This window comes from Acinetobacter sp. SCLZS86, assembly GCF_021560715.1.
GTDB lineage: Bacteria > Pseudomonadota > Gammaproteobacteria > Pseudomonadales > Moraxellaceae > Acinetobacter > Acinetobacter towneri_A.
This window is the reverse complement of sequence record NZ_CP090865.1, coordinates 39,782-53,871: the sequence shown is the minus strand read 5'-3', so window position 1 is coordinate 53,871 and position 14,090 is coordinate 39,782. Positions and strand designations below refer to the sequence as shown.

Here is a 14,090-nt window from a genome sequence, read left to right as displayed (position 1 = left end):
CATGGCTGACCACGTCACCCCCAATCTGCCATCGCGCGATTTCGATGTGACAGAGGCGTTTTATGCGAAGCTGGGCTTTGCGACGAGTTGGAAGGATCGCGGCTGGATGATCCTGCAGCGCGGCGGTTTGCAGCTCGAATTCTTCCCCTATCCTGACCTCGACCCAGCTACGAGCTCGTTCGGCTGTTGCCTGCGGTTGGATGATCTCGATGCCATGGTGGCATTGGTGAACGCGGCGGGAGCCGAGGAAAAAAGCACCGGCTGGCCGCGCTTCAAAGCTCCGCAACTGGAGGCGAGCGGCCTGAGGATCGGCTACCTGATCGATCCCGACTGCACGCTGGTGCGGCTGATCCAGAACCCCGACTGACCGCATGCCCGCGAAAATCAAGATTTGCGGGATCAGCACACCCGAGGCGCTCGATGCGACCATCGCGGCGCGGGCGGACTATGCCGGGTTGGTGTTCTATCCAGCGTCGCCCCGTGCGGTTACGTCGAATGTCGCGGGCGCTTTGACATCGCGCGCAGCTGGCCAGATCGCCATGGTCGGTTTGTTCGTCGATGCGGATGATGCTGTCATCGCCGACGCACTGGTGGCAGCCAAGCTGAACGCGCTGCAGCTGCACGGTTCGGAATCGCCCGAACGCGTGGCCCAGTTGCGCGCGCGGTTTGGCAAGCCGGTGTGGAAGGCGCTGCCCGTCGCCAGCGCCAGCGATGTCGCACGCGCCGCAGCCTATGCCGGGGCGGCGGACTTGATCTTGTTCGACGCCAAGACCCCCAAAGGCGCGCTGCCCGGCGGCATGGGGTTGGCGTTCGACTGGTCGCTGCTGGCCGGATATCGCGGTGCCTTGCCGTGGGGGCTGGCAGGCGGGCTAAATCCGACGAATGTTGCCGAGGCGATTGCGCGCACCGGAGCGCCGCTGGTCGATACCTCCAGCGGCGTCGAAAGCGCGCCGGGCGTCAAGGATACCGACAAGATTACCAATTTCGCCTTTGCGGTGCGCTTGGCCTAAATCGCGTCGATCAATAGGCGTCGTTCAGCGCAAAGATCGGCTTGCGGGTGCGCCACTGCCCTCGGGTGAAGTCGGGAAAATCTAACGTGCGATTGCCCTCAGCAATCGATTGTTCCGACAGAGGCGTGATCGCGCTCCAGGCCAGCGCGTCGTAAATGTCGATTGGCATCGGGGCCTTGGCCTTCAGCGCCTCGACAAAAGCGTGGATCACGAACCAGTCCATCCCGCCATGCCCGGCCCCTGCCGCCAGATCGGCGTAGCGTTTCCATAGCGGGTGATCGTATTTCGCAAACCAGCCCTCGGCAGGCTCCCAGCGGTGCGGCTGTGGGCTCTTGCCCTCCAGATAGATCGACTTGTTGACGTCCATCCACAGCCCCTCGGTGCCTTGCACCCGAAAGCCGAGAGAATAGGGGCGCGGCAGCGAGGTGTCGTGGCACAGCATGATCGTTTCACCATTAGTGCAGCCGATCATGGTGTTGACCACATCACCCAGTGCGAATTTCACCTCGGCGTTGGGATGATCGGCAGAGCCGTTCTTGACGACATAATCATGCAGCCCGCGCGCCTTACAGCCGAAGCCGCCAGCGCCCGCTTCGCCCGGCAACGCGACCTTCAGGGTGCGGGTCTGCGGCGGGTAGCACACGCCGGCATCGGCGCAGCCCTGGTACTTCACGGTCAGGGTGGTCGCGCTCGCGCCGGCCGCGGGCGTGCCGGTGAGGGTGCCGAGCAATTCCTTGCGGTAGGTTTCGACGTCGCCGAAGAATTCGTCGCGGTAGGCCTTGCCCTTCGGCAGCGCCATGGTCGCGCCGGTGAAGGCGGCATCGGCCTTGACCGAGGTGCGGTGCCGGTACAGGTAATAGCCGTCGGCGATCCGCCAGCGCACCTCGATGCGGTCCGGCGCGGTGGCCTGCGCGGACAGGACGAAGACCTCGTCGACCGGCGGCAGTTCGAAGTCCTGGGCGACGGCCGAGGTCGCGGGCAGCGCAAGCAGCAGGGCGAGCCCGGCCAGCCAGCGGCGCAGGCGGATCGTGGATGCGGTCATTGGCTCAGTTTACCGGTCGGCTCTCGGCGGCCAGCCATTGCAGGTATTCGGGCAGGCCGGACGCGGCTTCGACCGCGAGCAGCTCCGGGAGTTCGTAGGGATGCAGTTGGCGCAGGCGTTCCTGCAGGGCGGGGTAGGCCTCGGCACTGGTCTTGACCAGCAGCAGGACCTCGGCCGCGGCCTCGACCTTGCGTTGCCAGCGATAGACCGAACGCAGGCCGGGCAGGAGGTTGACGCAGGCGGCCAGGCGCTCGGCCACCAGCGCGGTGGCGATGCGCTCGGCGCTGTCGGCGTCGGGACAGGTGCAGAAGCAGATCAGGGCGCTCACCGGCATAGGGTAGCGGCTGCCCCGATCCGGCGGGCCTGGCGGACATCCGCGTGCGGCCCTTGAAAGTCGGCGGGCCCGCCCCATCTCGGTGGCATGCCGGGTTCGCCCGGTTCTGTTGTCCGCGGTTTGGCACTCGCTTCGCGCGACTGCTAAAATCGCCGGGTTTTTCCACGTCAATCAACCATTTACCGAGGTTGCCATGTCCAATATCAAGCCGCTGCACGACCGCGTGGTCATCAAGCGCATGGAAGAAGAGAAGCTGTCCGCCGGCGGGATCGTGATCCCGGATTCGGCCACCGAGAAGCCGATCAAGGGCGAAGTCGTCGCCGTCGGCACCGGCAAGGTGCTGGACAACGGCCAGGTCCGCGCGCCGCAGGTCAAGGTCGGCGACAAGGTGCTGTTCGGCAAGTACAGCGGCACCGAAGTGAAGCTGGACGGCGTCGAGCTGCTGGTGGTGAAGGAAGACGACCTGTTCGCGATCCTCGGCTGATCGCGCGTCGCTCCCACACATTTCTCATCCGAATAATTTTTCGAGGTAATTCGCAATGGCTGCCAAGGACATTCGTTTCGGCGAAGACGCGCGCTCCAAGATGGTGCGCGGCGTCAACGTGCTCGCCAACGCCGTGAAGGCGACCCTCGGCCCGAAGGGCCGCAACGTCGTGCTGCAGAAGAGCTACGGCGCGCCGACCATCACCAAGGACGGCGTCTCCGTCGCCAAGGAAATCGAACTGGCTGACGCGTTCGAGAACATGGGCGCGCAGATGGTGAAGGAAGTCGCTTCCAAGACCTCCGACAACGCCGGCGACGGCACCACCACCGCCACCGTGCTGGCGCAGGCGTTCATCCGCGAGGGCATGAAGGCGGTCGCCGCCGGCATGAACCCGATGGACCTGAAGCGCGGCATCGACCAGGCGGTGAAGGCCGCGGTCGGCGAACTGAAGTCGCTGTCCAAGCCGTCGTCGACCAGCAAGGAAATCGCCCAGGTCGGCGCGATCTCCGCGAACTCGGATGCCAACATCGGCGACCTGATCGCGCAGGCGATGGACAAGGTCGGCAAGGAAGGCGTGATCACGGTCGAGGAAGGCAGCGGCCTGGACAACGAACTCGACGTGGTCGAGGGCATGCAGTTCGACCGCGGCTACCTGAGCCCGTACTTCGTCAACAACCAGCAGTCGATGTCGGCCGACCTGGATGATCCCTTCATCCTGCTGTACGACAAGAAGATCTCCAACGTGCGCGACCTGCTGCCCGTCCTCGAGGGCGTGGCCAAGGCCGGCAAGCCGCTGCTGATCGTGGCGGAGGAAGTCGAAGGCGAAGCGCTGGCGACCCTGGTGGTCAACACCATCCGCGGCATCGTCAAGGTCTGCGCGGTGAAGGCCCCGGGCTTCGGCGACCGTCGCAAGGCGATGCTGGAAGACATGGCGATCCTGACCGGCGGCGTGGTGATTTCCGAGGAAGTCGGCCTGTCGCTGGAGAAGGCCACCATCAAGGACCTCGGCCGCGCCAAGAAGATCCAGGTGTCGAAGGAAAACACCACCATCATCGATGGCGCCGGCGAAGGCGCGGGCATCGAGGCGCGCATCAAGCAGATCAAGGCGCAGATCGAGGAGACCTCCTCCGACTACGACCGCGAGAAGCTGCAGGAGCGCGTGGCCAAGCTGGCCGGCGGCGTTGCGGTGATCAAGGTCGGTGCCGCCACCGAAGTCGAGATGAAGGAAAAGAAGGCGCGCGTCGAAGACGCCCTGCACGCGACCCGTGCGGCCGTCGAGGAAGGCATCGTCCCGGGCGGCGGCGTCGCCCTGATCCGTGCCAAGGCGGCGATCGCCGGCATCAAGGGCGTGAACGAAGACCAGAACCACGGCATCCAGATCGCCCTGCGCGCGATGGAAGCCCCGCTGCGCGAGATCGTGACCAATGCCGGCGATGAGCCGTCGGTCATCCTCAACCGCGTGGTCGAAGGTTCGGGTGCGTTCGGCTACAACGCCGCCAACGGCGAGTTCGGCGACATGATCGAGTTCGGCATCCTGGACCCGACCAAGGTCACCCGCACCGCGCTGCAGAACGCCGCGTCGATCGCGGGCCTGATGATCACCACCGAAGCGATGGTGGCCGAGGCCCCGAAGAAGGACGAGCCGGCGATGCCGGCCGGCGGCGGCATGGGCGGCATGGGCGGCATGGATTTCTAAGCCCCGCGATCCATCAAGCAAGACCACAAAGCCCGGCCTCGTGCCGGGCTTTGTGCGTTCTGGCGTCCGAGGCGGGAGACTTCCTACCCGCCCCGCGGCAATGTCTGACGCGAAGATCAGAAAACGCCGATATGAACGCGTGCTCGCGGGCGCAACCCTGAGCAGCCGTCCCTGCAACGGAGCGCTGCGTGCCGCGCCTGACCGCACCCCGGCGGCAGGCCGAGGTGTGCGCGCCACTGCCGGCCGCCCACGCCGCTGCGCGTTACGCGCGCCACCTGCCCGAGCGCACGCTGCTGTACGCGCTAGTGCAGGCGCACTACCCGGACTTCATCGCGCGTCTTGAGGCCGAAGACCGCCCGCTGCCCGAGTATGTGCGCGAGGAGTTCGAGACCTACCTGCGCTGCGGCGTGCTCGAGCACGGCTTCCTGCGCGTGGTCTGCGAGCACTGTCGTGCCGAGAGGCTGGTGGCGTATTCCTGCAAGAAGCGCGGGCTGTGCCCGAGCTGCGGCGCACGGCGCATGGCCGAGTCGGCGCGGCATCTGGTGGACGAGGTGTTCGGCCCGCGGCCGGTGCGGCAATGGGTGCTGAGTTTCCCGTACCCGTTGCGCTTCCTGTTCGCCAGCAAGCCTGAGGCGATCGGCCCGGTGCTGGGCATCGTGCATCGTGTGATCGCCGGTTGGCTTGCCGATCAGGCCGGCGTGCCGCGGGATACGGCGCAATGCGGCGTGGTGACCCTGATCCAGCGCTTCGGCAGCGCGCTGAATCTCAACATCCACTTCCACATGCTGTGGCTCGACGGCGTGTACGAGGACACCACCGAGCGTCCGCAGCGCAAGCCGCGCCTGCACCGCACCCGTGCGCCCACATCGGCGCAACTGACGGAACTGGCCAACACCATCGCGCATCGCGTGTGCCGGCACCTGTCGCGCCGCGGCTGGCTCGAAGGCGAAGACGAATCCGTGTTCCTGTCCGACAGCGCGGGTAGCGACGACGGCATGGATGGGCTGCGGATGAGTTCGATGACCTACCGCATCGCCACCGGTCGCGACGCTGGCCGCAAGGTCGTCACGCTGCAAACGCTGCCTGGCGACGCCGGTCCGCTGGAGGGCGACGCCGGCAAGGTCGGCGGCTTCTCGCTGCATGCCGGCGTGGCCGCGGAAGCACACGAAAGCCACAAGCTCGAAAAGCTGTGCCGCTACATCACGCGCCCGGCGATCAGCGAGCAGCGGCTATCGATCTCGCCACAGGGCAGGGTGCGTTACCAGCTCAAGACGCCGTGGCGCAATGGCACCACGCATGTCGAATGGGATGCGGTGGACTTCATCGCCAAGCTGGCGGCACTGGTCCCGCCGCCACGCGCGCATCTCACCCGCTTCCACGGCGTATTCGCCCCGAATGCAAACCTGCGCGCGCAGCTGACGCCCTCGGGGCGCGGCAGGCGGCCTGCGGGCGATGCGGCGCCAGTGGACGTCAGCGCCCACGACGAGCCGCGCAGCCCCGAGCAGAAGCGCCGTGCGATGAGCTGGGCGCAACGGCTCAAGCGGGTCTTTTCCATCGACATCACCACCTGCGCCCACTGCGGCGGCGCGGTGCGGATCGTCGCCAGCATCGAAGACCCCAAGGCCATTCGCGCCATCCTCGCCCACTTCGAGAAACACGGCGCGCTGGAGCAAGCGCACTACCGGCCCGCAGCGCGCGCCCCGCCGCCCGCCGCGTGATGAGGCGCCGGCCACACAGCCGGCAGCCAAGCCAGAGTCCGATCCGATGCGGCCACGACCCCGCAGGGCTGCGCTCGGCCCTGTGCCGGGATTCGGTGAGAAATGGCTACGCACTGAGCCGCTGCGTGGCCCCGCGATGTCGAAAACCCACGCATGAACCCCCGATCTGTGCCCGATCTGTGCCCAAAGCGGCGCTTGCGCGGCCGCTTCCTACCCGCCAGACTCGCCAAAAAGGGCGGTTGAACTTCCTATACCCATATCCCACTTTAGGTTTGGCAGCACCTTTTCAATCAGGTGGTTGTTTACACCAATCCAGCTATTGGCCAATTGAATATTGGTTTCGTCTACTTTTTTTGATTTTTTAAACAGCTTGGTAAAACCGAGTGCCAAAACAGGGGGACCATGTAAAAACGTGCTTCCTGTAATGACTGAACCAACTGTGAGTCCTTTACTGACTTTTTGCAATAAGGATGCTTTTTTATGAGCAGTAGACATAAATCTAACCTTGAGTGTAGAGATTTAAAAAAATGTTCCAACTATAAACAACGGAAATTGAAATACAATTGTATATTTGAAGATGTTGACATTTTTTATGGATTTACCCATTTTCTGCAATTTTAATCCACTTTATCATAAGTGAAGCATTGGTATTTGGTGTATAAAGTTCTTAAAAACTTTTATTGAAACATATATCTCATGTTTTTAGAAATCCGATAAATTGAAAACAATGGAGGGCAGAGTAAAACTTGAAGTGCGACATAAACCACCTAATTAATTTAAAGGGTTTATGGAGTATATAAAATTGTCATACCATCATCTTAACTTTGAAGATCGTACTGCATTAATGCTTGAGTCAAGAAAAGAAGGCTTTTCAGCCAGAAAATTTGCTGAACTCATTAAAAGACATCCTAGTACGATCTATCGTGAGCTTAAAAGAAATAGCATCAATGACGTTTATCAAGCTCAATATGCTTCTGATAACACTTTTGCTAGACGTAGACGTGGTCACAGAAAACTCAAAATCGATTCAATCCTCTGGAAATTTATTGTTGAAGCGATCCGTTGTTTATGGTCTCCTCAGCAAATAGCAAAGCGTTTAAAGACATTTCCTGATTTGGATCAAACAATGAATGTAAGCCATACAACGATTTATTCAACGATACGAGCATTACCCAAGGGTGAGTTGAAAAAAGACTTATTATCCTGTCTACGTCATGAAAATAAAAAGCGAAAAGCTAACGGTGAACCTAAAAAAGATTCTATATTACAGGATATTAAAACTATTCATGAGCGCCCAGCCGAAGTTCAAGAAAGAAAAATACCGGGTCATTGGGAAGCTGATTTAATTAAAGGTAAAGACAATAAAAGTTCGATAGCAACACTTATTGAACGAAATACACGGCTCTGTATCTTGGCAACATTACCTGATGCAAAGGCAGAATCAGTGCGCAAGGCTTTAACTGAAGCTCTGAAATATTTACCTGCAGAACTGCGTAAAACGTTGACCTATGACCGTGGACGTGAGATGTCAGAACATAAAATACTCGAAGAAGATTTAGGCATAGATGTATATTTCTGTGACCCACATTCACCCTGGCAAAAAGGCACATGCGAAAATATGAATGGTTTAATTAGGCAATATTTACCTAAAGGGATTGATTTAAATCAGGCAGATCAGCATTATTTAAATCAAGTTGCCATGTCACTGAATACTCGTCCTAGAAAGGCGTTAGATTGGCTTACACCATTAGAGAAATTTGCTCAGCTTGTTGATTATCATATGGCTTTTGAAACTGTCGCACCTCATGTTTGAATTCGCCGTGTTTACTCTATAGTATTAATAGATATTTTTGACTTTAATCTGGGTGATGGAGAAAACTATAATAATGAATATTCAAAAGATATAAATAGTACAGCCGTAGAAAGAGATATATATGCTTGTTACAAGATTTCTCATGAATTAATTAAAGATGATGCAATTTATTCATATGTTAAAGATAGGATTGAAAGCTCTATTTTTAATGATGAAGATAATTTGCCTTTATCTTTACTAAAATTAAAAGAATTCTTTATTGAAGCAGAGAGCATAGAAAGTAATAAAACAACTTTAAATTTTTGGCATTTTAATCTAGAGCAAAAACAACAATTTTTATCAGATCAAGGTAAGTATTATCTTTGTTTTTTTAAAGATGCTAATTCAAAAAATAAAATTAATGGATACTCTGTTACGATTACAGGTAAAGATGCGGAATTGATTTTAAGATTTAAATATTCTTCAGGAGTGAGTAAGTTAATTAATTGTGAATTAAAAAAATTGAAAGTTGATGAGGTTGTATTTAAGGCTTATAGGGCAACTAATAATAGGGAATTAACAGCACAAGAAATAAATGCAGAAATACTGATTGATAAGTCAGGGGAAGAAAATTTATTAGAATTTATTCAGAACCAACCTAGTTATAGTACATTTATTTCTGAAAAATTTGAGGAAATTGATAAAGATGTAACTGATTCGGAAGAAGATTTAGAAATCAATACTGCTAATTTAGATGCAAGTTCTCTTAAAACTCTGTGGAAGAAATTACTAGATTCAGAATCTGAAATTAAGCCGTCAATTGAAGTGATTAATACAGAATATGATGAATATAAAAGAGTTTTATTATTTGAAGTCGTAGCTAATAGTATAGATATTTCTGATTATGAAGATGATGTAATTGAAGTAGTAAATGCTGAAAATAACTTTAATTATGGCCAATTAAATATAAATGATTCGGACCTATCAAAAGGTATATTGCTTATTGATTCAAAGTTACACAAAAGATTGCTTGATAAAAATATTCCAAGATTCTTACGTTTTACTTCAAGACAGGAGAGTTCAAGCCAATTCAGAAGAAAGAAAGCATTAGATAGAGTTCTAAAAAATGAAGCTGTAATACCAAATTTATTGGATTTTTTCAGTCAAATTGATCCAAATGAAAATTTGAATAACGATAACTCTATTCCATTGCCAAGTGGTGATATTTTATCTTTATATGAAAAAAGATTAAGACCTAAACAACTTGAAGCATTGAACTTTATTTTGAATAATAAATTTAGTGTAATTATGGGACCTCCAGGAACAGGGAAAACTACTCTTTTAGGTCATTTGTTGGATTACTTGAACAGAATCGAAGGTGTTTCAAGAATTCTAATTGTTAGTCAATCTAATGTGGCTGTAGATGAATTAGCTGTCAAAGCGAGAAAAGTAATAAGTGAAATCACTGCGTTATTAGGTGAAGATAATCATATTAAAAATCCGACCATTGTACGGTTAGGTCAGAAAGATAAGGTATCTGAAGAGCTTTTGGATATTCATGTAGATTCTTTACAAAGCCAATATCGTACAAAATTTCATAGAGAATTTGATAGACGTTTATTAGCGTTTTCTAAACGCTTATATCTTTCACAAGAATTTGTGTTAGAAGCACTAGATATTTATTACAAAGTTGGAAGAGAGATTTTTGAATACAACGAATGTAAAAAAATTAGTACTGAGCTTCAAAATATAATTGATAGTAACAGTAATGCAAGTAAACAAATTATTGAAAAACATAAATTAGTTACTAAGCAACAAGAACGTGTTAAAGCTATATTGTTAAATAAGTTAACTGCTTATGATGATGATCCTGAAGCTTTACTTACCCATATGAAACCTATCCAAAAATTATATGAAGAGCTAGCTTTTACATATCGAATCAATGATCCAATGTTAATTTCGAAATTTATAGATATTTTAGAATTAACCCATGATTGGCTTAATCGTTTATCTAGTGATTCAGGTGGTTTCGCTTCTTTTATGGCGAACAGTAGGAATTGGATAGTAGGAACACTGGTAGGTATTGGTAAGCCTTCCTACCAAATAGTAGATAAACAATATGATTTAGTAATTATAGATGAAGCTGGTAGGGCATCTGCAAGTGAATTGGCAATGGCTATGCAATCTGCTAAGAAAGTTGTACTAGTGGGTGATCATCTTCAATTACCACCATTATATGATAAGAAAATGCTAAGTAAGGTTGCAAGGAATCTTGAGTTACCAATTAAAGAAGTGAAAAAGACCGATTTTGAAAGAGCATTAATTGCTACCGATGGGATTATGCTTGAGGATCAGTTTAGGATGGCACCTGAAATCGGGAAAATCGTTTCAAAAGTATTTTATGAAGGACTTCTTGGTAAAAAATTAAAAACAGCTAGAGGAAATGCTGATGAGATTTTATTTAATTACGGAAAGCCTTGGAATAAAGTAGTAAGTTGGATCGATACAAGTGATAAGAATTTAGTTGAAAATAATGAGAATAAGAAGATTTCTAATAAATTTGAGGTAGATCTTATTTGTAAATTATTAGTAAATTTATTTAAAAATAATAAAGATATCTATGAGTTAATGGATGGTTGGTTATTGGAAGATAAAGGGAACCCTCCTATAGGAATAATCACAGGCTATGCAGGTCAAGTTTCAGCAATTAATATGAAATTTGATACCAATAAAGAAATGGCTAAGCTAAAAAAATATGTAAGAGTTGATACTATTGATGCTTATCAAGGTTCTGAAAATAGAATTATTATTCTAAGCTTAGTTAGACATAATACAGAGTTAAAAACAGGTTTTATGAATGATGTCTCTCGTATTAATGTAGCAATATCAAGAGCAAAGGAACGATTAGTATTTATTGGGGCTGCCAAAATGTGGGAAACTATAAATAGTAAGGAACCATTAGCAGAAATTTATCAGATGATAAGTGACCAATCAAAAAAAGATGTTAAGGAGTCTAATGGCTATCAAATTTTAAAAAGTAAGGATATTTAAAATAGGTGTATGTTATGAGTTCAATAATTAATGATGTAAATGCATCTATTTTATTTGATGTTATTACTATTTTGGTGCCAGTAAGAAAGTTTAAAATTGATTTTGAGTTCACTACTAAAACTACGGTTCCTGCAATAATTGAAACAACAATTAATTTGGCAGGTATATTAGGGGATATTAATAGGGAAGAAATAATAGCTTATTTCGGTTTAAATGATCGAGAGTGTGATGTTCTGATCAATGATGCTATAAAAACTGGATATGTATCACTCAATAATGAGGGAGGGTTATCTGTTAACAGTAAGTATCATGAATCTAAAAAAAATGTTCATAATAGAATCTTATTGGACGAATTCGAAAATCACTTTGGTAATTTATTCATAGATTGTGTTACTTATTCTATTCACGCGATTGAAAAAGATAACACTTTTATAACCAGAGGACTTAAAGTACTTGATGTTGAACTCAAGGATGTTGTACCGCAGGATATATTTGTTGAACAGTTTCAACGTTATAAAGATTCTGTCAATCGATCTGTATTACAAAGTGGGGCAGCAAGAATTTATAAAATTAATAGATGTGAGTACGATAGAATTGAATACCTTCCAGTATCAATAAGTTTTTCTCTAAAGCATGATATGGATGGGTCAAAAGTTAAAGTTGATTGTGATCTTACAGATTCAAATTCTTATGCCAATAGATTAGTTAAAACTAGTGGTTTAATGCTTAAAGTTATTGATTATCTTAATGATAGACAAGCACCTAGCTCTAGTATGAGTATTGAATCTTTTATTAATTATTTTAAGGATGATTTCTTAAAAGAATATATGTATAAAGACGGATTTAATTTTGAAAATTATGCTAGTGATAAGCTTAATAATAATATTAAATCTAATTTAGATGAAGTATCCATAATAGGACCTATATATTTAGAAAATAATCGGAATTTATTTCATGAATTTATTTCTGATATAGATTTTGAAGAAAAAGGTAATAATAAACCTATTATCTGGAAGCCAAGTAATGAAGATTTTTGGGGCATACGCGCCAACTTAAGGCTTAAACTGTTGAAATATATTATAATTATCGCTTGAAAAATAAAAAAGGTGGTTGTATTTATTAATGCGCTAACACAAAACACAACCACCGTGGCGTATCATGATTCATTTTCAACAGTTATTACAAGTACTTCCTTCAAATATTGAACAAATGGCGATAAATTGTAATGCTTTTCAACGGGCTAGAAAAATTAAATCGCCTTTAGAACTGTTTAAATTACTTATGCTGTATTGTGGCCTCGATTTGTCTTTAAGAGCATGCGCTGGAAAATTCACTGAAACTTATTCCGCAATCAGCGACGAAGCCGTAAAAAAGAGATTAATATCTTGTGCTGACTGGATTAAATCACTTTTAAAAGAAACTCTTACCACAGATCATAACCATACAGAAGGCGATTTAAAATTTATAGCTGTAGATGGCTCTACCGTTCAGGAACCAGGTGCGACACAAACGAGCTATAGACTACATCTCGGCATAGATTTGATGGATTTAACGCTCACTGATGCTGTTGTTACAACAGACAAAGTTGGCGAAAAACTTCAGCATTATCAGCTTCGTGAGGGTTATGTCTTTGTGGCTGACCGTGGCTATAGTCGAGTTCAAACCATTATGCCGACAGTCGATCAAGGCGCTGATGTCATTGTCAGATATACACCGAACTCCATGCCTCTCTATACATTTAATTCGAATAATCAAAAGCTTAAGATTGATTGGCATCAGCAACTTATATCACGGTCTGAGAAAAATCAGGTGATTGAGTGTTATATGATTTTAGGCGATAAGAGGATCAAGGGTTATGTCCATGCGATAGCTAAAAACACAAAAGTTGCAGAGAATGAACGTCGAGAAATGATGACCTTTGCTAAGAAAAATGGGCGAAAAGTCAGAGCTCAAACACTTTACTTAACGAACTGGATGCTGGTATTTACAACGATTCCGCCGCAGGTTCTTAGTACGCTTCAAGTTCAAAATATTTATAAAGCCAGGTGGCAAATCGAACTATATATAAAACGATTAAAAAGCTTGCTTAACATAGATTTACTAAGGGCTAAAAAAGACGGTAAATTAGCTGAGGTTTATTTACTCGGAAAGCTACTTTACGCAGTTTTAGTAGAGAAAATCTATAAACAACATTATTTTAATCATGGTGTTAGTTTACTCGATAAAAACCGAAACTTAAGTCCTTGGCGGCTAATTCAAGACTTGAATGATCAGATTAAATACAGTTTGTTAGCAGAATATCCAAGCTTTGAAGCCAATCTAGCAAGCAGTATTAAAAGTATGTCGGAGCGGCCTAGGAAGAGGAAATTACAACGATTTACAGATGATATTTCAATGTTATTTAGGAGGCACCAGAGTGTATGAAATATCATCAACATGGCTTAAGTTGGCGCGTATGGATTTTTGGGGTGCAAGTAAAGATTTAAAATCTTTTGATGATTTTGTTGGAAAACTGAGTGAGCAAGATAATTTTGAACTGTCTGTATGTTTGCCAAATATTGAAAGAAACGATAAAAAAGAATATAAGAATAGATTTAAAAATTTTTTAAGCTTAGTGTATTTATTTGATTTTAAGAATAAAAATAATAAAGAACTTACAGATTTAGATATTTTAGTATTTGATGGTGATAGTAAATTTGCTATGGTGCAATATAATTATTATGATGAAAAAATTAATGGAGGATTGCCTATTAAAGTAGGGTATTTGACACGTCATCCTGAAAAGGTAGAAAGAATTATAAGTTTTCTAAAAAATAGTTATGATGGGGTTTGTAATATTGAAAAAATAATTCCAGAAAGCCAAAATAATGATAATGTCGAAAATATTTCTAGTTTCTTTCTTTAATAAATTAGACTGGTTTAAATTTATTTAAACCAGTCTATAAATTATATTTTTTCTTTTA

The 14,090-nt window shown here is 47.7% G+C and carries 11 protein-coding genes and 3 pseudogenes; 10 read left to right on the top strand and 4 right to left on the bottom strand.

Features of this window, described 5'->3' with window-relative positions; genetic code table 11:
- Position 1: 1 nt before the first annotated feature.
- Both ble and LZP46_RS15100 read left to right on the top strand, forming a co-directional pair.
- The gene (gene ble, locus LZP46_RS15105) at positions 2-367 is read left to right on the top strand and encodes a bleomycin binding protein Ble-MBL (RefSeq protein WP_004201167.1); all 366 of its coding nucleotides are present in this window, start codon (positions 2-4) and stop codon (positions 365-367) included.
- 4 nt (positions 368-371) lie between these two features.
- Positions 372-1,010, top strand: a complete 639-nt coding sequence (locus tag LZP46_RS15100) for a phosphoribosylanthranilate isomerase (RefSeq protein ID WP_004201168.1) — start codon at positions 372-374, stop codon at positions 1,008-1,010.
- Positions 1,011-1,020: 10 nt separating this feature from the next.
- Here LZP46_RS15100 and LZP46_RS15095 read toward each other — a convergent pair.
- From LZP46_RS15095 to cutA, 3 genes and pseudogenes are all read right to left on the bottom strand, one after another.
- Positions 1,021-1,587: pseudogene (locus LZP46_RS15095) on the bottom strand (hypothetical protein); the annotation flags it as partial.
- Between the two features lie 90 nt (positions 1,588-1,677).
- Positions 1,678-2,052 (bottom strand): annotated as a pseudogene (locus LZP46_RS15090) (protein-disulfide reductase DsbD domain-containing protein); the annotation flags it as partial.
- 4 nt (positions 2,053-2,056) lie between these two features.
- Positions 2,057-2,386, bottom strand: a complete 330-nt coding sequence (gene cutA / locus LZP46_RS15085) for a divalent-cation tolerance protein CutA (RefSeq protein WP_004201171.1) — start codon at positions 2,384-2,386, stop codon at positions 2,057-2,059.
- Positions 2,387-2,579: 193 nt separating this feature from the next.
- Here cutA and groES point away from each other — a divergent pair, with 193 nt between their 5' ends.
- The 3 genes from groES (at position 2,580) to LZP46_RS15070 (ending at position 6,284) form a co-directional block, all read left to right on the top strand.
- Positions 2,580-2,870, top strand: a complete 291-nt coding sequence (groES, locus tag LZP46_RS15080) for a co-chaperone GroES (protein ID WP_004201172.1) — start codon at positions 2,580-2,582, stop codon at positions 2,868-2,870.
- Between the two features lie 55 nt (positions 2,871-2,925).
- Positions 2,926-4,566: a chaperonin GroEL gene (groL, locus tag LZP46_RS15075; RefSeq protein ID WP_004201176.1), complete on the top strand. Its 1,641-nt coding sequence runs from the start codon at positions 2,926-2,928 to the stop codon at positions 4,564-4,566.
- Positions 4,567-4,802: 236 nt separating this feature from the next.
- Positions 4,803-6,284 (top strand): IS91 family transposase, encoded by a 1,482-nt coding sequence (locus tag LZP46_RS15070; RefSeq protein WP_032723056.1) that lies wholly within the window; start codon positions 4,803-4,805, stop codon positions 6,282-6,284.
- Positions 6,285-6,533: 249 nt separating this feature from the next.
- On the opposite strand, the pseudogene LZP46_RS15065 reads toward LZP46_RS15070, so the two are convergent.
- Positions 6,534-6,779, bottom strand: a pseudogene (locus tag LZP46_RS15065) (acyltransferase); the annotation flags it as partial.
- Between the two features lie 292 nt (positions 6,780-7,071).
- On the opposite strand from LZP46_RS15065, the gene LZP46_RS15060 reads away from it, so the two are divergent.
- The 5 genes from LZP46_RS15060 to LZP46_RS15040 all read left to right on the top strand — a co-directional run bounded on the left by LZP46_RS15060 (position 7,072) and on the right by LZP46_RS15040 (position 14,032).
- Positions 7,072-8,097, top strand: coding sequence for an IS30-like element ISAba125 family transposase (locus LZP46_RS15060; protein ID WP_001988464.1), 1,026 nt, complete (start codon positions 7,072-7,074; stop codon positions 8,095-8,097).
- A gap of 222 nt (positions 8,098-8,319) precedes the next feature.
- Positions 8,320-11,127 carry a DEAD/DEAH box helicase gene (locus tag LZP46_RS15055; protein ID WP_236095255.1) on the top strand — a complete coding sequence of 936 codons (2,808 nt, stop codon included), beginning with the start codon at positions 8,320-8,322 and terminating at the stop codon, positions 11,125-11,127.
- A 14-nt stretch (positions 11,128-11,141) separates the two neighbouring features.
- Positions 11,142-12,221 carry a hypothetical protein gene (locus LZP46_RS15050; RefSeq protein ID WP_236095254.1) on the top strand — a complete coding sequence of 360 codons (1,080 nt, stop codon included), beginning with the start codon at positions 11,142-11,144 and terminating at the stop codon, positions 12,219-12,221.
- Between the two features lie 64 nt (positions 12,222-12,285).
- Positions 12,286-13,551, top strand: a complete 1,266-nt coding sequence (locus LZP46_RS15045; RefSeq protein ID WP_178319675.1) for a transposase — start codon at positions 12,286-12,288, stop codon at positions 13,549-13,551.
- On the top strand, positions 13,544-14,032 hold the full coding sequence (locus LZP46_RS15040; protein WP_236095253.1) for a hypothetical protein: 489 nt from the start codon (positions 13,544-13,546) through the stop codon (positions 14,030-14,032). Before LZP46_RS15045 ends, LZP46_RS15040 begins: the two co-directional genes overlap by 8 nt.
- Positions 14,033-14,090 lie beyond the last annotated feature (58 nt).

Coding starts and splice junctions, on each gene's coding strand:
- ble (WP_004201167.1), top strand. CDS start 2: ATGGCTGACCACGTCACCCCCAATCTGCCATCGCGCGATTTCGATGTG.
- LZP46_RS15100 (WP_004201168.1), top strand. CDS start 372: ATGCCCGCGAAAATCAAGATTTGCGGGATCAGCACACCCGAGGCGCTC.
- cutA (WP_004201171.1), bottom strand. CDS start 2,386: ATGCCGGTGAGCGCCCTGATCTGCTTCTGCACCTGTCCCGACGCCGAC.
- groES (WP_004201172.1), top strand. CDS start 2,580: ATGTCCAATATCAAGCCGCTGCACGACCGCGTGGTCATCAAGCGCATG.
- groL (WP_004201176.1), top strand. CDS start 2,926: ATGGCTGCCAAGGACATTCGTTTCGGCGAAGACGCGCGCTCCAAGATG.
- LZP46_RS15060 (WP_001988464.1), top strand. CDS start 7,072: ATGGAGTATATAAAATTGTCATACCATCATCTTAACTTTGAAGATCGT.
- LZP46_RS15050 (WP_236095254.1), top strand. CDS start 11,142: ATGAGTTCAATAATTAATGATGTAAATGCATCTATTTTATTTGATGTT.
- LZP46_RS15045 (WP_178319675.1), top strand. CDS start 12,286: ATGATTCATTTTCAACAGTTATTACAAGTACTTCCTTCAAATATTGAA.